Source organism: Streptomyces liliifuscus (genome assembly GCF_016598615.1).
GTDB classification, from domain to species: domain Bacteria; phylum Actinomycetota; class Actinomycetes; order Streptomycetales; family Streptomycetaceae; genus Streptomyces; species Streptomyces liliifuscus.
On the sequence record NZ_CP066831.1, the window covers coordinates 10921093 to 10937575 of the forward strand.

Sequence of the window (16483 nt, forward strand, 5' to 3'; positions counted from 1 at the left end):
CGGGAGAGAGACATGAACAGCACAAAATCCCACCGCCCGGACGTCTTCGTCATCGGCGGCGGAATCGGCGGACTCTCGGCTGCGCTGGCCCTCACCATCCAGGGCCTGCGGGTCCGTCTCTACGAGCAGGCCCCCGAGTTCGGCGAAGTCGGCGCGGGCCTGCAGCTCGCCCCGAACTGCACCCGGATCCTGCACGACTACGGGCTCCTGGACGAGGCCGTCCAACTCGGCGTACTGCCCGAGCATATGATCATGAAGGACGCGCTCGGTGCCACTGAGCTGACCCGCGTGGACCTCAAGGACATGGAACGCCGCTACGGCTTCCCGTACTTGGTCATCCACCGTAGCGACTTGCACGGCGTCCTCCTGCGCGGCTGCGAGCGGGCGGGCGTGGAACTGGTGACCGGCGCGCGCTGTGTGGCATACGAGAACATCGAGGGCGGAGCGCGCGTCACCTTCGCCGACGGCAACAGCGACGAGGCCGAGGTCGTCCTCGCCGCCGACGGGCTCCACTCCATCGCGCGCACGCTGCTCGTCGACGACGAGCCCGTCAACTCGGCTTACGTCGCCTACCGCGGTGCGGTTCCCTTCGAGCAGGTGCGCGCCAACGAGGTGCATGAGAAGGATGTCGTTCTGTACGTTGGGCCGCACTGCCACTTCGTCCAGTACCCGCTACGTGGCGGCCGGATGTTCAACCAGGTGGCGGTGTTCCAGTCGCCGAAGGCCTTGGCCGGTGACGACGACTGGGGCACCCCGGATGAACTCGACCACGCCTTCGAGGGAACGTGCCAAGAGATCCAGAAGGGCCTGCCGTTGATGTGGCGCGACCGCTGGTGGCGGATGTTCGACCGTGAGCCACTCATGAAATGGGTCACCGGGCGCATCGCCCTGCTCGGAGACGCGGCCCACCCGCCGTTGCAGTACATGGCCCAGGGTGCGGTGATGGCCATCGAGGACGGCTGGGTGCTGGCCCAGCATGCGGGTGCGCAGGGCGCGAAGCGATCCGAAGGCGGGTCCGGCATCGACTGGGAGGTGGCACTCGACGCTTACGAGGCCGTACGCCCCGAACACTGCCGCCGGGTGGTGCTCACCGCACGGTCGTGGGGCGCGCTGTGGCACCACGTCGGGGTCCAACGGGAGCAGCGCAATGCGGTGATGCGCTCCCGCGACACCTACGACTACGCCTTCATGGACTGGGTCTACGGCCCCACGGCGCTGAAGCCCGACCAGGAGCCGGAGATGTTCACGGCCATCCCACTGGACTCCGTCGAGGTCTGAGACTCACATGGTTCGTGCGCCGCGGGACACTTGCACACAGTCCGCGGTCGCACGTGTTCGGAAGCGCACGTTCGACCAGGGCCGGACAGGTCTCGGCCGCTCGTTTCCGGCTTCCGGGCTGTGTCTCGCAGCGTACTTCTCCAGAACCGGGGTGGTGCGGGCGGTGTCCTCGACGGTCGGCTGGCCCGGGACCGGTTGGCAGTGACGTACTGCGGCGCCGACAGCGCGGGGTCAGCAGGCGTTCGCCTCCTCCACCAGTTCAAACGCCTCGCCATCCGATGGGAACGACGCCTCGAACTCCACGATGCCTTCGTCTCCCTGGCGTGCAGCCTCATGTTCTGGCGACGCCTCAAGAAGGCCCACCCATGATCCTGTTACGACCTCTTACAGGCCGGCTAGCAGGCGGCCGGCATAGCCTGCCATCACTGTCCAGAACAGGCCTGTGTACCCGCGCTCACCGATTCTGGTGTTGAAGCGCCTGCCGAGAAACGTTGCGAAGAACATCAGCGGGAGACACGCAAGGGCGACGAGATAGTCCCCGCCCGTCAGCAGCGCGGCATCCGTCCAGACGGCGGTTTTCGTGGCATCCCCGACGAGTGAGGCCATGGACAGTGCCCCGACGAGGTGGAGACGATCCAGAGCCAGTCCGCGGACCGCAAGCCCCTTGAGAGGTCCGGACGTGCCGCTGAATCCGGATGTCGCGCCCGCGGCGAACGCCATCACTGGGGAACCCCCGCGCCGCCAGCGGCTGAGATCGAGCGTTTCGACGAGAAACGCGACAGCGAAGCTGACGAGGACCGCAAGGGTTACCACCTGTTCGGACGCGGAAACCAGCAGCTTTGCCCCCAGGAATGATCCTGCGGCGATCAGGGCGATCACGACGACGGCTTTGCGGTACGGGAGGGTCGTTCGGTAAGCGAAGACCTTTACCAGGTTGTTGGCGCCAAGAAGAAGTGCTGCCAACGCCACCCCGGACTTGGTGCCGAGTACGAGCGCCAGAGTGGGAACTAGGATCAGGCTGCCACCGAACCCTGCTGAAGCGGACAGCGTGAATGCAGCAGCCACAGCCAAGAACACAACTGGAAGCAGAAGTGGCTCCATCAGTGCTCCTCAGTCTAGGAGACCGCGAAGTCAGCAGCGATGCCCGCCTCTTCCACCATGAGGTGGCCCGCCGGGATCCGCCAACTGCAGGGAGATCGGCGCCGACTTCCAGAGGGCGACCCGTCGGCCCCCGACCCCGGTCGTCGATCGCAACTCATGACGGGCCGGCGACTGGGTCGCCTTACGGGACCGTCGAGAGGTCGATCCGGAACATTCCGCGGCCGTGAGTCACGCAGACCAGCGTCTCGTCCATCCAGAACAGGTCGTCGACCGAGCAGTTGGTCGGGCCCTCGTTCGTCGGCGACCAGCTCGCGCCGGCGTTGTCACTGGCGAACAGCCCGACCTCGCTACCGCAGTAGAGCAGCTTCGTCCGCCGCGGATGTACCGCCAGGGCGCGGATCGGGGCGCGCGGCAGAGCGGTGGCCAGGTTGGTCCAGTGCTCGCCGCCGTCAGTGGTCACCCACAGGTTGCCCCGCTCGTATCCGCCGAACGCGACGTAGGCGGTGCCCGGGTCCGTCGGATGCACCGTGATGCAGGTGCAGAAGCGACGTGGCGTCAGCGGACTCGGGCCGGTCGCGCCGACGCGCTGCCAGGTGGGCGTCGTAGCAGTGCCGTTGGCGGTACGGAAGACCATGCCGTCCTCGTGGCCCACCCACACCACGTTCGAGTCACCGCGCGCCACCGCGATCGCGCTGATCATCGTGGCGGCGTTGGGCTTTACCGCCTTCCAGGTCGGCCCGGTGGTGGCAGTGTTCGGCTGCTTGGCATTGTCTGTCCGCCACAGCGACAGCCCGCCTGCCAGGATCCGGTTCTCGTTGTTCGGATCGAGTACGAAGGGCGCGATGAAGAGCGCGTCCTCGTTCTTTGCGTCCGTGATACGGAACGGCACCTGCTTCCAGTCCCAGTCGTGTATCGCGAAGTTGAAGAACTGGCCGCTGATGTAGCGGTCACCCTGTGTGTCGTCGGTGGTGCCACCGTCGGTGTTGCGGTGGATGTTCAGGAAGACGTACTCGCCGTAGAAGACGTTGGGGTCGGTCGGGTCGGAGGCGCACCAGCCGCCGTCACCGCCGAAGAACGGTTGCCAGTCCTGGGTGCCGAGGGCCGGGTCGAAGGTGAGCGAGCCGTTGTCCTGTGCACCGCCGATGATCTTCCCGCTGCCCGTGTGGCCCGCCCCGGCGTAGAACTGGGTTACGCCGTAGTTGTTCACCAGCTCGGTCCAGCCGTTCACGAACGGAGGCTCCGGCTCGCTTCCGACAACCGCCAGGTCCTCCGCCTTGAACACGCCACCGTCGTTGCCGAAGAACACCGTTCGGTTGGTGACTCCGTCGTAGGAGGGGTGAGAGACGATGGCGTGCTGGTCGGCATGCGCCGAGCGGGGATCTGACCATGTGCTGATCTCGGCCAGGTGGTCGCCGCCGTCCGTGCTGCGGTACAGGTTGACGCCGCCGACGAGCACCAGGTCCGCGTCGGTGGGGTCCCCGGCCCAGATGGTGTTGTCGTACCAGCCCTGGCTGCTCAGGTAGTCCGAGGGGAGGCCGCCCGGGGTCCGTGTCATCTTCTGCTGGTAGGTCGCTCCGCCGTCCTGCGACCGCCAGATCTGGCCGGTGGTCATCTGGACCGACGCGTAGACGATATCCGGGTCCTTCTCCGCGTACGCGAGCTCGACCCGGCCGATCCACGGACCGTTGGCCGCTAGATCCCAGGTGAGACCGCCGTCCCGGCTGAACCAGGCCGCACCGTCCCGCAGCGCGCCGGCGACCGCCTTGCTGCTGTCCTGCGGATCGAATCGTACGTCGCCGAGAGGGTTGTCCAGGACCTTGGTCCAGGTGGCCCGCGCTGCATCGACGCTGCGGAAGAGACCGGTGGAGGTGGCGGCGAGGACGACCTCCCCGGATTGCGACACCGCGATCCGGCTCACGAACTGGAAGTCCGGAGTCTGGGTGGCCGCGATCGGATTCCAGTCGACCGCGTCAGTCGTGACGAAAATGCCGTTGCCCCGGATGGCGTCGAGATTCTGGAACGCCTCACCGGTCCCCACGTACATCGTGGACGCGTCGGACGGGTCCCTCGCGATGCAGGCGCACGCGAGGTTCTCCAAGAAGTCGTCGACAGGCTCCCACTGGGCGCCTCCGTCCTCGGTGCGCCACACACCGCCGCCGGCGCTCACGGCCCACATCTTGTCCGGCTGCACCGGGTGGATCACCATGCCGCGGGTACGCCCACCGATGTTCCCGGGGCCGAGCCACACCCAGTTGGCCAGCTGCAGACCGCCCGTCGGGGTCGGCCCTCCCCGGAGCCTATGACCATTCGGACCGGTCGGCACACCCGCGGTCGCCGATGGGGCCTCGCGACTCAGCAGAGCCTTCACCTGCTCGTAGGCCGTGCCCAGGGCATGCGGCCGGACGCTACCGTCGTCGCTGCGCTCCTGCTTGAGGCGGAAGACCCCACGGGCGGTCGGCAGGTCGGGAAAGTCGAGACGCAGCAGGGCCCGCCGCACTGCGGCTTCGGGCAGGGCCTCAAGCGTCTCGTTCGTCGTACCCCGGGCTCGGCACAACAACTGCACCTGATCGACGCTGATGTTCTTCGACCGGGCGAGCTCTTCGTCCGAGATGGTCATGATGCTCCCCTGACTGGGATGAGAACGTGCGAGGTGTGGCTAGGGCGGAAGCCTGGGCGCCCGCCGTGTGGTCGCATCGTCCAGCTCGACCTCCCAATTGAGCGTGCCGGTGCGGGGGTTCATCGCCCTCAGGACAATGGCACCGGAGTCGGAGCGAAGGGCGAGCTCCACGCGTACGTCGCCGACCCGGCTTTGGTCCAGCACATCGGCGGCCGCCTGTGATGAGGGAGCCGACGGTGGTACAAGGGGTGGCGCACCGGCGTCGGCTGGCTCCGGCGGTGCCTCCACCTCCGGCAGGATCTCCACCGGAGGGCCCGCCGGATCGACCCGCAGAGTGCCATGCGCCTCGCGCCGGGACTCCTTGAGAGCCTGTGGGCTCGGTGCGGCGCCACCGACGTACCAGGACCGGGCGACCCAGTGGATCACCACGATGTCCTCGTCCGTCTCCGTGCGCACGGAGAAATCACGGGTGTCGTCGAGGGCGCAACGAGCCCACGGAGGCAGGTCGACCGGCTCCGACGTCCAGCGGTCCTCACCGGTCGCGGCATCGAACACCACGACCACCAGCGTCGGCGACCGACTGATCCGCAGGGCCACGACCGAACCAGCGAGCAGAGCGCACGGCCGCAGACCGCGTCCGCGGCGCCACAGCGGCACGCCGCTTTCCAGGTCCAATGCCATCAGAGCGCCTTCGTGATCGTGTACGACGGCTTGTCGGCCGCGCTCATCGGCCACTCCGCGCGGGATTCTCGCCATCCGGCCCCCAGGTGGGACATCGCTGGAATGCGGAATCACGGGAACGGGGCCTGCCGCGTGCGGGCCCCGAACGGGACTTGGAAGGCGCGGGGCCCGCCTTGGGCAGCACCTCCCTTCTATCGTCCCTCTGCGCGGGGAGGGCTGCAACCGAGCTGTCTCGCCCCCGCGTTTGCCGACCGCACGGCGGAATGGTTCGTCGTAACATGGCTTGCCTCGCGCCTTCGCAAGTCACCGTGGGACAGGGCAGCGCCTTTCGGCCCAGCCGCTGCTGAGCCATGCCAGACGGCTGGACGCAGGTGCTCAGGAGCCCTTCGATGCGCTGGTTGTTGGTGGAAGGCCGGCAATAGATCGGATCTACTGCCACACTCGGCTTGTGCACCGCCATCGGATCCGCGCCAGAGGATGGCTTCCCCACTCGCCTCTCTCCACGGCGTAGTGGAGCGCGTACACCAGCACCTTGCAGCATGATCCATCCGATACCCCGTTCCATTACTCAACGCCTTTTGACGACATGAAAGCCCCGGATTGCAGGTTTTCTGTCGACGGCCTCGACATCGATTCAGACGGCGGCTCAGGAGGTCTCGATCCGGCCGGCAGTACCGGTGTATTGGCGCTGGACGCCGACCGTGCCAGTGCCCTTCTTCACATCGCCGGTCTCGTCGACGACCAGCACCGCCCGGTCGTCGTGCAGGTGCTCCACCACGTACGCGCACACGTCGTCGCGGACCTGATCGGCATCCCACTCGGCCCTGCCCAACAGGTGCTGCATGCCGTCCGGAGACCAACCGCCGCACCCGGCGACGGGGTTCAACTCGGGAGAACCTGCCGGCGATCCGGCTCATCAGTCCTTCGAATGCCTCCTGCCATTGGGCAGGCACTACGCCGGCGTCCGAGGCCGCCGCGTGATCATTGGTTGCCCACACAACACCCCATGATCAACGGCGGCCCCGGACGCCACCGAAGCCAGTAGTCGGGCCCCTCGACTCGGTAGCGAACGTCGACACCGGCAACGAACCGCAGCTCACACACGAGCCGACGGGCGCCGTCCGGCGCCAAGCGGTGCGGCGCCAACAGCAGCTCCAGCTCGTCATAGCGGGCGTCGACCCCGCCGTGGCCCGGATGGCTCTGCTGTCCGACCCCGCCCGCCTCACGGAGCTCATACCACCTGGCGTAGATCGCCCACTGCTCGCGCTCCAGCTCCGCCACCGCCTCGCTTGCGGGCCAGACCTGGTACTCATCGACTTCATGGCTGTGGTCGTAGACCTGCATCTCGAAGTAGTGAGGCTTCCCGTCGATGTCAGCAAGGCCGGCCCACGGTTCGCCGTACCACTCCGACTCGGCGTACACACGCTCGAAGCCGTCCGCGATCAACTGCTCTTCGCCCCAGATCTCAGCCACGCAGGCAGGCCACCGGCGAGCAGCCTCCGTATCCACGATCACGATCTACGGCTGGAGTACTGGGCACTGAAAGATCAACCAACTCTGCGATCGGTTTAGGACAAACCCGATACTCGTCAGGAGCGGATTCCCTTCACCGGCCGCGCCGGGCGAGCTGGGTCGCCCTGCGCGACGTCATCATGCAGGCGTCGGGAAACAGCATCGCCCATGGGGTGGTCCCCGCGCTGGAGAGCCAAGTCGTCGACGCCGCGCCGTACATGGGCCGGCCCGAGCGCGACATGCGCGTCGCCTCCAACCGCGGCCATTGCCGTGTGTACGAGCGCATCGGCGCCCACGACCCGGGCGGTGCGGCCGAGGCGATGTTCACCCACATCACCGAAGCCTGGCTCGACCGCCGCAGCGAACCAGGCGGCCCCGTGCGCTTGGACCGTTGGCGAGCGCCATCGCGTTGGTGGGATGGCCCTCGGGCTGGTGAGCGTTGCCCGACCCCGCGCTCCGTCGCCGTATGAGTGCTGACGTTGTCGCGTGACCCGGGCGGGCTCGGTCTTCCGCCGAGCCCGCCACGGCGGCTCCCTCAGGGAGCCGGACCTCGTGTCACGCCGTCTCAGCGCTGCAGCGTCAGCAGACCCGGACGGTAGGGCAGGAGGCCGTAGTCGCCGCCGGAGTTGGGGCTGCGTCCCTGGTAGAGCAACTGCAGATTGCAGGGATCGACGGTCATGGTCTGATCGGCGCTGGTGCGGATCAGTTCGCCATGGCTGATGTCGTTGGTCCAGGTGGCGCCACTGTTGGCCTTGCCGGCGAAGGGATTGCTCTCGGTCGCGGCCTGGGGTGTCCATGAGCCGTTCAGACTGGTGGCCGTGAACGAGCGGAAGTAGCGGCCCTGCGAGCCGATCGCCTCGACGATCATGAGGTAGCGGTTCTGGCCCTGCAGCTTGTAGACCTGAGGGGCTTCGAACAGGTTGTTCGTCGTGTCGCTCATGATCGTTGTGTAGGCCGAGCCGAAACTGCCCGGGAAGTTCCCGATCGGCATGCTGGCCCGGTAGATCTTGCCGTTGTCACCGGCGAAGAACAGGTACATGTTCGACCCGTCAGCGATGAGCGTCTGGTCGATGGGTCCTGTTCCGGAGTCGGAGATGCTTCCGGAGAAGAGCACCTGCTGGGATGACCAGCCATTCGGGTTGGTGGGGTCGCTCGACGTCCGGTAGGAGAAGGCGGTCCCGCCCCATTGGTAGGCGAGCACCCAGATGTTCTTCGGCGCGAAGTAGAAGAGCGTGGGCGCGACGGTGGAAGCCGACATCGTGTTCTGGCTGGCCGAGGCCATCTCCGACCAATTGGTGAACAGGCCGAAGTTCATCGAACCCCAACTCGTCCCCGTGTCGTGCGTCGTCGCGTAGACGAGTTGTCTGCCGTTGTAGGGGGCGACGGTGAAGTCCTTGAGCGAGACCCACCCCTGCTTGGGCTGCGCCAGGGCGCCCGTTGACGTCCAGCGGTATGTCGACGGAAGATCGCACAGGCCGGGACTGTCGCCGCCGACCTTGACGAGCTGCCATTGCTGGTTGGTGCCGCCCCAGTCGTCGTACTGGACGATGTTCGCGTTGTCGGCGGTGGCGGCACCCTGTACTTCGAGGGCCTTGTTGCTGTGGCGCGAGATGAGCCTCACGTAGCCGTCCGAGCTGTCGGCCAGCCGCCACTGCTGGTTGGTGCCGTTCAGGTCGGCCCACTGGACGATCGAGCCGCCGTTCGCGGTGGACCGGTTGTGGACGTCCAGCACCTTGCCCGAGTGGCGGGACTTGATGCGGTGGTAGCCGCCGCCGGAATCGACGAACTGCCACTGCTGCTGGTTCTGATCGTTCCTGGCCCACTGGGTGATGCGGGCGCCGTCGTTGGTCGCCATGTTGTAGACGTCCAGGGTTTTGCCGCTGTTGCGATTGACCAGCACATACGAGGCGTTGGGGTCTACGGTCGCCGCGTCGGCGGGCTGGGCACCGAGGAAAGTAGCCACGAGCAGCAAGGGCGAGAGGACTGCGAGTAAGCGTCTTGGACGGACCGGGGACGGGTGGCGAAACCACATCAGAAGGCCTCCTTGGGGCGGGGTGAGGTGACGCCGATGAACCGCGGAGCGGCCGTACTGGGGGCAGAGGCAGCGTCGAAACTTTCGGTGATCTCTCCGAACCTTTGACGCCACAAGCTAGGAATGCGGGGCCCTCTGGTCAAGGCTTGTCGCCGATCTGTCCACAAACGGTTCCTCCCGGTACTCGGGAAGTTCGCGGTAAGGCTCGCCAATCCAAGGATCCGTGCGGGGGAGGGGAGTTGAGTGAGCGGTGTCTGGCGCTTACCGCGAGCCCGAAAGATTCGGGTGATGAACAGAAATTTTCCCTGTGGTGAGTATTGACGATTCACCGTCAATCCCTCAATCATCCCTCTCTGAGTGACCGACCGTAGTTCGAGATTCCGAACCACGTCGTCCTGAGTGGCTGTGCTGTACGGCAGATCCATGCACAGCTGCACCGCAGATCCGCGCATCGAAGCACCTGCACCACCCGTTTCGTTCCGGTGAGGTTCGCACCAGCGCGTCCTGGCTGTTCGCGCAGTTGGAGAAGTGCGCGACGCCGCGTGGCGGTCCCCCGGGCTGAGTTGCGATGGAGTACCCCCATGCCTGTGTTGCAACACCGCCGCCCGCCGTACGTCCTCCGCCGGCCGACCGGCTGCCGTCTCGTGTCGGTGGAGATCGGTCCGGTCCCATGACCGCGCTGTCCGGCGATTCCGTCCTGCCCGGTTTCCGTCCCGCCCCGTCCGTCTGGCGAGTGGGAGCGGACGACGCATTTCCCTGCGCTTCGCTCCTTCCGTGATTTCCGCCTTGGAGGTACAGCCATGGGCCTGTTTGCCCTTCCCGGACCCGTTATCCGCCAGAAGATCCGCGGCCTGCTGCTGGCGCTGGTCGTCGGCGTCCTCGCTGCGGTCGCCACACTGGTCGCGCCGCCGACCGCACACGCCGCAGAGAGCACGCTCGGCGCCGCGGCGGCGCAGAGTGGCCGGTACTTCGGCACCGCCATCGCCTCGGGCAGGCTGGGCGACTCGGCGTACACGACGATCGCGGGCCGTGAGTTCAATTCGGTGACGGCCGAGAACGAGATGAAGATCGACGCCACCGAACCGCAGCAGGGCCAGTTCAACTTCACCGCCGGTGACCGCGTCTACAACTGGGCCGTGCAGAACGGCAAGCAGGTGCGTGGCCACACCCTGGCCTGGCACTCCCAGCAGCCCGGCTGGATGCAGAGCCTCAGCGGCAGCACGCTGCGCCAGGCGATGATCAACCACATCAACGGCGTGATGGCCCACTACAAGGGCAAGATCGCCCAGTGGGACGTCGTGAACGAGGCCTTCGCCGACGGCAGTTCGGGAGCCCGGCGCGACTCGAACCTGCAACGCACCGGCAACGACTGGATCGAGGTCGCCTTCCGCACCGCGCGCGCCGCCGACCCGGCCGCCAAGCTCTGCTACAACGACTACAACGTCGAGGACTGGACCTGGGCCAAAACCCAAGCCATGTACGCCATGGTCCGAGACTTCAAGCAGCGCGGCGTGCCGATCGACTGCGTCGGCTTCCAGTCGCACTTCAACAGCGGCAGCCCCTACAACAGCAACTTCCGCACCACCCTGCAGAGTTTCGCAGCCCTCGGTGTCGACGTGGCCATCACCGAACTCGACATCCAGGGCGCCTCGGCCACGACCTACGCCAACGTGACCAACGACTGCCTGGCCGTCCCGCGCTGCCTCGGCATCACCGTCTGGGGTGTGCGCGACACCGACTCCTGGCGACCGGAGCACACGCCGCTGCTGTTCAACGGCGACGGCAGCAAGAAGCCCGCTTACACCGCCGTACTCAACGCACTCAACGGCGGCTCCTCCACGCCGCCTTCGGATTCCGGAACGATCAAGGGCGTCGGTTCAGGCCGCTGCCTGGACGTGCCCGGCACCAGCACCAACGACGGCACCCAGCTCCACCTGTGGGACTGCCACAACGGCACCAACCAGCAGTGGACGTACACCGCCGCCGGCGAGCTCAGGGTCTACGGCAACAAGTGTCTGGACGCCGCCGGCACCGGTACCGGCACCAAAGTCCAGATCTACAGCTGCTGGGGCGGCGACAACCAGAAATGGCGCCTCAACGCCGACGCATCCATCGTCGGCGTCCAGTCCGGCCTCTGTGTCGACGCCGTCGCAGGCGGCACCGCGAACGGCACCCTGATCCAGCTCCACTCCTGCGCGAACGGCAGCAACCAACGCTGGACTCGCACCTGACGGGACCTGCCACAAACGAAGGGGTGAATCGATGAAGACCTACGGCGCGGCTTCCCCCGCCCCTCCACGCAGACGTCGTCCCGGGTCGCCGCCGTGGCGGCGACCCTCGCGATCGGCATGCTCGCCGCGGTGAGTCCGGCGCCCGCCGAGGCGGCGATGGTGGACACCAATGCCTGGTACGTCCTGGTCAATCGCAACAGCGGCAAGGCGCTGGACCTCTCTGGCGCGTCCACTGCCGACGGTGCGCGGGCCGGCCAGCGGACGCGCAACGACGGAGCCAACCAGCAGTTCCGCCTGGCCTTCTACAACACTCCTCACAGTGTGGTTGCGAGGCAGAGCGGCGTCGTTCAGTGGATCTGTCGGCGTTGACCACGTGATGCCGAGTGTGACCAGAGCGCGGGTGGCGTCGCGCGCGTGGTGGCGAAGGCCTGTGGGCGCCGCGTGTACGCGGCTACCACATCCTCGTCGCCACCACCCACGACGACCCGTACCTCGATTGCGAAAACGGTGACGTCCTGCTCCAACGGCCGCGTCGACGGCCTCGTACTCACCACCGCCCGCACCAACGGCGGCTTCTCCCAGGACCTTGCCCACAAGGGCATCCTGCCCGTCCTGGCCCTGTGAACCTACGGGGACAGCGCCGCGTCACTGGGCGACGACCGCCTCGGCGGTTACCTCGCCACCCGACACCTCATCGACCTCGCCCATCACGCATCATCCTGATCGCCGGCCCCTCCTAAGCCTCCAGAGCCCCCGGCCGCCGTGTCGGATACGAGGAGCACTACGAGAGGCCGGCCTCCCCATCGATGAGACACTCATCATCCCCTCCACCTTCAGCATGGAAAGCGGCGAAGACGCCGGCCAGCACCTGCCGGGCCTCGTCCGACGCCCCACTGCGGTCTTCGCCGTCAACGACAACACTGCGTCAGGGCCCTCGCCGCCGTGCAGCGCGCCGGTCTCCACGGTCCCGAGGATCTCTCCATCGTCGGCTACAACGACATCCCTTTCGCCACCCGGCCGACCGTGCCCCTGACCATCGTCCGCGTCCCCTTCGACGCCATCGCCGCAGCAGCCGTCGACCAGCTCATCGACCTCATCGCCGGTGTCCCCACGAGCGCCTGGAGCTTCGCCCTCACGCTCATTCCCCGACGTACTACGGCACGCACGGCTGGACTGCAGGCGGCGACACCGAACCGTCATCCCTCACCCTCCACAGCCAGGTAATTCGCTTGGATCAGTCGGTCGTTGGTCCGGGTGTGCCGTTGACTGACGTGTGGTGGGCGCGGATTGAGCCGTTGCTTTCGGACCTGACGCCCAAGCGGGGTGGCCGGTCGCGGGATCACCGTGAGGTGATCGAGGCGATCGCCTTCGAGTCCCAGACCGGCATGCGGTGGATCCACCTGCCGGGGAAGTATGAGCTTCACGTCAGGGGCTACCGCCCCAAGGCCGTTCCCTGCGGCAGCACTGCACGACACCGCCGACGACCAAGACGTGATCATCAGGACCGGCACGGACATACCGTAGACGATCGTCGACCTGCTCAACCTGCTTCGGTCCTGTTCACGGCCAAGGCCGACAAGAGCCGCAAGTCACTAGTGAATGTCATGGACGCGATCCGGGGTGTGCGCGGTCCGGCCTTCGTGATGGTCGCGTCGCTGTATTGGCTATGCGCCAACGCGGGCCAGCGTCTCCAGAGGGCCGACCAGGATCTCGGAGAAGGCGAGTTCGGCGGCTCCGATGAGCACCGCGTCGTCGCCGAGTTCCCCCACTCGCAGCCGCAGGTTCTCGCGGGAGGCTGTGAGGGCAAGGCGGTTGATACGGCTGCGGATCTGGGCGGCCGAGCCGAGGAACACCTCGCGGAGCGTCCCCCCAAAAATGACCGTGCGCGGGTTGAGCACATTGACCAGGTTGGCGACGCCGATGCCGAGCCAGTCGCCGACGTCGCGCAGGGCAGCGCGGGCGGTGATGTCGCCCCGGTCGGCCGCTTCGATGACGGCGCGTACGGCTTCCCGGCCGGTGGCCGACGGGTCGCGCCGCGCGGTCTCCAGCAGGGCGCGCTCCCCGGCCTCGGCTTCGAGGCAGCCGCGCGCCCCGCAGCCACAGGGCCTGCCATTTCGCGGGTTGACGACCATGTGCCCGATCTCGCCGCCGTATCCGCAGTCGCCGCCCAGCAGTTGGCCACCGGTGATGACACCGCCGCCGATGCCGATGTCGCCGTGCAGGTACACGAGGTCCTGGCATCCGGTCCCGGCACCGCGCAGGTGCTCCGCGAGCGCACCGAGACTGGCCTCGTTACCCACCGAGACGGGAAGGCCGAGGCCCAGCCGGCTTCTGAGGTCCTCGCCGAACTCCTCGTCCTCCCAGCCGAGGTAGGGGGCGGCGCGGACGAGGCCGTCGGATCGGCGCACCATCCCGCGGACGGCGGCGGCCACGCCGACGCAGTAGGTGCCGTGCCGTGCCGTGCCCATCATTTCCAGCGCGGAGCCGGCGAGGACCTCGGCCACCTTGCCGGCGTTGCTATGGCCGGGAAGCACGGGGATCTCCCTGTGGTCGAGGAAGACCCCGCCCATGCCGATGCGGGCGGCGGCCAGCCGGTCCACGCCCACGTCGAAGGCGAGGACGTACACCCGGTCGGACTCGGGGCGTACGACCAGGGACGGCCGGCCGGCCCTGCCGGTGTCACGGGGCAGTTCCTCACGGACCAGGCCGGCCGAGCCCAGCTCGCTCACCAGACCCAGGATGGTGCTGCGGTTGAGTCCCATGCGCTCGGCCAGGACGGCTCGCGACATGGATCCGCCGATGTGCACATGACGGAGCAGGGTGCCGAGGTTGTGCCGGCGAATCTCCTCCTGCGAGGGACCGGCTTTCATGGAACCCCAGACCTCATCGTTGTACGGCCCGGCGACGGGACAGCGCATCCACGCCTGCGGCCACCAGCAGAACCGAACCTGTGACAGCGTACTTGACCCCTGAGCTGTACCCCATCAGGCCCATGCCGTTCTGGATGACCGCGACCACCATGCCGCCGAGCACGGCGTCAACGACCCTGCCCCGCCCGCCGAACAGGCTCGTCCCGCCGATCACGGCGGCGCCCACCGCCAGCAGCAGCACGTTGCTGCCACCGGTGTTGGGGTCGACCGAGTTGCCCCGGGACGCGGCGATGATGCCGCCGACCGCGGCCAGGGAGGAGCAGATGACGAACGCGGAGATCCGGATGGTTGCCACGTTGATGCCGGCCCGGCGGGCCGCCTCGGCGTTACCGCCCACTGCGTAGATGTGCAGGCCGAACGAGGTGCGTTGGAGCAGGAACGTACCGGCGACGAGCAGGGCGGCGATGACCGGCACCACGATCGGCACACCCTTGAGCGAGTCGACGATGACGTTGCGGCTGCGCTCCTGGTTGAGCAGGTGGACGGCGATTGCACCGAGGACCGCCAGGCCGCCGATCCTGACCGCGAGCAGGGTGAGTGGAGCGGGGGCGAGCCTGCGCCGCCGGCGGTTCCGGTTCTGCCGAAGCTGGATCGCCGCGTACGCTCCGACACCGACGGCGAGCAGTACCCAACCCAGCGCGGGGGAGAGGTTGTTGTTGGCGACGGCCAGGATCGTCTCGTCCCGGATCGAGATGTTGGTGCCTTCCTTCAGCAGCATCAGCACGATGCCCTGGAACCCCAGGAAGGCGGCCAGTGTGACCACGAATGAGGGGATGCCGACCTTCGCGACCAGCAGGCCGAGCACCAGGCCGATGACCGTGCCGGTGAGGATCGCCGCGCCGGCCGCGCCGTACCAGGGCCATCCGTGGTCGGTGAGCAGGATGGCGAGTACGGCGGCGCAGACCCCGCTGGCGTACCCCGCGGACAGGTCGATCTCGCCGAGGAGGAGGACGAAGACCAGGCCCATGGCAATGGCGATGCTGCCCGCGCCCTGGGTCAGCAGGTTGGCGAAGTTCAGTTCGGACAGGAAGACCGGGCGCAGGGCGGCGAAGAACACGCACAGGACGATCAGGCCGAGTACGGCGGGGAGGGCGCCCAACTCGCCGCCGCGTACCCGATCGACGTAGTTCCGGGCGACCGAGCGCAGACTCGCGGCTCCGGCCGCTCCGTTCTTCTTCGGCGTACCGGGACCGTGCGGCAGTTCCGGCTTCTCGGGGGCGACTGCGGCGGTCATGCGGTGACTCCGTTGCTGTGGGCGAGGCCGAGGTCCCCGCTGCGGCCCGAGGTGATGAGTTCGACTACCTGGGAGTGCGTCACGTCCGACGTGCTGACGTGGGCGGCCATCCGGCCCAGGTAAAGGGCGGCGATCCGGTCGGACACCGCGAAGACGTCGTTCATGTTGTGCGAGATCAGGACCACGGCGAGACCGTTGTCGGCCAGCCGCCGGACCAGTTCGAGGACCTGTGCCGTCTGGGCGACACCGAGCGCGGCGGTCGGCTCGTCCAGGACGACGACCTTGCTGTTCCACAGCACGGCCTTTGCGATGGCCACGGTCTGCCGCTGGCCGCCGGAAAGACTGGAGACCTGCTGGCGGATGGACTTGACGGTGCGGACCGACAGCCCTTCGAGGGTCTGGGCGGCCATCTCCTCCATCGTCGCGTCGTCCAGGACGAGCCCCCGGCGCTTCTCGCGGCCGAGGAACATGTTCTGCACGATGTCGAGGTTGTCGCAGAGCGCCAGGTCCTGGTACACGATCTCGACGCCCAGGGCCGCCGCCTCACGCGGGCTGTGCACCTGGACCTGTTCACCCTCGAACCAGTACTCGCCGCCGTCGATCGGATGGATCCCGCCGATGCACTTGACCAGGGTGGACTTGCCTGCGCCGTTGTCTCCGACGAGGGCGGTCACCTCGCCTGGATGGACGTCGAAGGACACGTCGTGCAGTACCTGCACGGCGCCGAAGCTCTTGTCGATCCCGCGCAGTCGAAGGATCGGGGTCGCTGTCATGGAAGACGGCTCCTTACGGTCGTGAGGCCGCGGGCCCCGGGGAGGTGGGAGCCCCGGGACCCGCGGTCGGGCCGACTGGACAAGGGGTGACGGT

At 67.5% G+C, this 16483-nt stretch carries 14 protein-coding genes and 2 pseudogenes; 6 read left to right on the plus strand and 10 right to left on the minus strand.

Going from position 1 to position 16483, the window contains the following annotated elements:
• Nucleotides 1-12 precede the first annotated feature (12 nt).
• A complete protein-coding gene (locus JEQ17_RS47565; protein WP_200401152.1) occupies nucleotides 13-1278 on the plus strand; it encodes an FAD-dependent monooxygenase in 1266 nt (421 codons plus the stop codon).
• Nucleotides 1279-1509: 231 nt separating this feature from the next.
• Here JEQ17_RS47565 and JEQ17_RS50610 read toward each other — a convergent pair whose 3' ends face one another.
• From JEQ17_RS50610 to JEQ17_RS47590, 6 genes and pseudogenes are all read right to left on the minus strand, one after another.
• Nucleotides 1510-1641 carry a hypothetical protein gene (locus JEQ17_RS50610; protein WP_267924829.1) on the minus strand — a complete coding sequence of 44 codons (132 nt, stop codon included), beginning with the start codon at nucleotides 1639-1641 and terminating at the stop codon, nucleotides 1510-1512.
• A gap of 21 nt (nucleotides 1642-1662) precedes the next feature.
• Nucleotides 1663-2379: a TSUP family transporter gene (locus JEQ17_RS47570; protein ID WP_200401153.1), complete on the minus strand. Its 717-nt coding sequence runs from the start codon at nucleotides 2377-2379 to the stop codon at nucleotides 1663-1665.
• Between the two features lie 181 nt (nucleotides 2380-2560).
• On the minus strand, nucleotides 2561-4996 hold the full coding sequence (locus JEQ17_RS47575) for a WD40/YVTN/BNR-like repeat-containing protein (protein WP_200401154.1): 2436 nt from the start codon (nucleotides 4994-4996) through the stop codon (nucleotides 2561-2563).
• 39 nt (nucleotides 4997-5035) lie between these two features.
• Nucleotides 5036-5677, minus strand: coding sequence for a hypothetical protein (locus JEQ17_RS47580; RefSeq protein ID WP_200401155.1), 642 nt, complete (start codon nucleotides 5675-5677; stop codon nucleotides 5036-5038).
• 655 nt (nucleotides 5678-6332) lie between these two features.
• A pseudogene (locus JEQ17_RS47585) lies at nucleotides 6333-6594 on the minus strand (transposase); the annotation flags it as partial.
• Between the two features lie 64 nt (nucleotides 6595-6658).
• Complete coding sequence (locus JEQ17_RS47590) at nucleotides 6659-7150, minus strand: hypothetical protein (protein ID WP_200401156.1); 492 nt, start codon at nucleotides 7148-7150, stop codon at nucleotides 6659-6661.
• 179 nt (nucleotides 7151-7329) lie between these two features.
• Here JEQ17_RS47590 and JEQ17_RS50985 point away from each other — a divergent pair, with 179 nt between their 5' ends.
• Nucleotides 7330-7659, plus strand: a complete 330-nt coding sequence (locus JEQ17_RS50985) for an FCD domain-containing protein (protein ID WP_407700132.1) — start codon at nucleotides 7330-7332, stop codon at nucleotides 7657-7659.
• Between the two features lie 95 nt (nucleotides 7660-7754).
• On the opposite strand, the gene JEQ17_RS47600 is transcribed toward JEQ17_RS50985, so the two are convergent.
• A complete protein-coding gene (locus JEQ17_RS47600) occupies nucleotides 7755-9221 on the minus strand; it encodes a non-reducing end alpha-L-arabinofuranosidase family hydrolase (protein ID WP_200401158.1) in 1467 nt (488 codons plus the stop codon).
• 800 nt (nucleotides 9222-10021) lie between these two features.
• Here JEQ17_RS47600 and JEQ17_RS47605 point away from each other — a divergent pair.
• From JEQ17_RS47605 to JEQ17_RS50990, 4 genes and pseudogenes are all read left to right on the plus strand, one after another.
• Complete coding sequence (locus JEQ17_RS47605; RefSeq protein WP_200401159.1) at nucleotides 10022-11452, plus strand: endo-1,4-beta-xylanase; 1431 nt, start codon at nucleotides 10022-10024, stop codon at nucleotides 11450-11452.
• 93 nt (nucleotides 11453-11545) lie between these two features.
• Nucleotides 11546-11821, plus strand: coding sequence for an RICIN domain-containing protein (locus JEQ17_RS47610; protein WP_325176322.1), 276 nt, complete (start codon nucleotides 11546-11548; stop codon nucleotides 11819-11821).
• Nucleotides 11822-12394: 573 nt separating this feature from the next.
• Nucleotides 12395-12676, plus strand: coding sequence for a substrate-binding domain-containing protein (locus JEQ17_RS47615; protein WP_200401160.1), 282 nt, complete (start codon nucleotides 12395-12397; stop codon nucleotides 12674-12676).
• Nucleotides 12677-12723: 47 nt separating this feature from the next.
• Nucleotides 12724-12855: pseudogene (locus JEQ17_RS50990) on the plus strand (transposase); the annotation flags it as partial.
• A 261-nt stretch (nucleotides 12856-13116) separates the two neighbouring features.
• Here the strand turns inward: JEQ17_RS50990 and JEQ17_RS47625 are convergent.
• Genes JEQ17_RS47625 through JEQ17_RS47635 form a run of 3 tightly spaced genes read right to left on the minus strand, consistent with a single transcriptional unit; the run spans nucleotide 13117 to nucleotide 16389 of the window.
• A complete protein-coding gene (locus JEQ17_RS47625; protein WP_200401161.1) occupies nucleotides 13117-14322 on the minus strand; it encodes an ROK family protein in 1206 nt (401 codons plus the stop codon).
• Between the two features lie 13 nt (nucleotides 14323-14335).
• The gene (locus tag JEQ17_RS47630) at nucleotides 14336-15616 is read right to left on the minus strand and encodes a sugar ABC transporter permease (RefSeq protein WP_200401162.1); all 1281 of its coding nucleotides are present in this window, start codon (nucleotides 15614-15616) and stop codon (nucleotides 14336-14338) included.
• The gene (locus JEQ17_RS47635; protein WP_200401163.1) at nucleotides 15613-16389 is read right to left on the minus strand and encodes an ATP-binding cassette domain-containing protein; all 777 of its coding nucleotides are present in this window, start codon (nucleotides 16387-16389) and stop codon (nucleotides 15613-15615) included. Before JEQ17_RS47635 ends, JEQ17_RS47630 begins: the two co-directional genes overlap by 4 nt.
• Between the last annotated feature and the right edge of the window lie 94 nt (nucleotides 16390-16483).

Coding starts and splice junctions, on each gene's coding strand:
- JEQ17_RS47565 (WP_200401152.1), top strand. CDS start 13: ATGAACAGCACAAAATCCCACCGCCCGGACGTCTTCGTCATCGGCGGC.
- JEQ17_RS47580 (WP_200401155.1), bottom strand. CDS start 5,677: ATGGCATTGGACCTGGAAAGCGGCGTGCCGCTGTGGCGCCGCGGACGC.
- JEQ17_RS47570 (WP_200401153.1), bottom strand. CDS start 2,379: ATGGAGCCACTTCTGCTTCCAGTTGTGTTCTTGGCTGTGGCTGCTGCA.
- JEQ17_RS47630 (WP_200401162.1), bottom strand. CDS start 15,616: ATGACCGCCGCAGTCGCCCCCGAGAAGCCGGAACTGCCGCACGGTCCC.
- JEQ17_RS47600 (WP_200401158.1), bottom strand. CDS start 9,221: ATGTGGTTTCGCCACCCGTCCCCGGTCCGTCCAAGACGCTTACTCGCA.
- JEQ17_RS47605 (WP_200401159.1), top strand. CDS start 10,022: ATGGGCCTGTTTGCCCTTCCCGGACCCGTTATCCGCCAGAAGATCCGC.
- JEQ17_RS50985 (WP_407700132.1), top strand. CDS start 7,330: ATGCAGGCGTCGGGAAACAGCATCGCCCATGGGGTGGTCCCCGCGCTG.
- JEQ17_RS47635 (WP_200401163.1), bottom strand. CDS start 16,389: ATGACAGCGACCCCGATCCTTCGACTGCGCGGGATCGACAAGAGCTTC.
- JEQ17_RS47575 (WP_200401154.1), bottom strand. CDS start 4,996: ATGACCATCTCGGACGAAGAGCTCGCCCGGTCGAAGAACATCAGCGTC.
- JEQ17_RS47625 (WP_200401161.1), bottom strand. CDS start 14,322: ATGAAAGCCGGTCCCTCGCAGGAGGAGATTCGCCGGCACAACCTCGGC.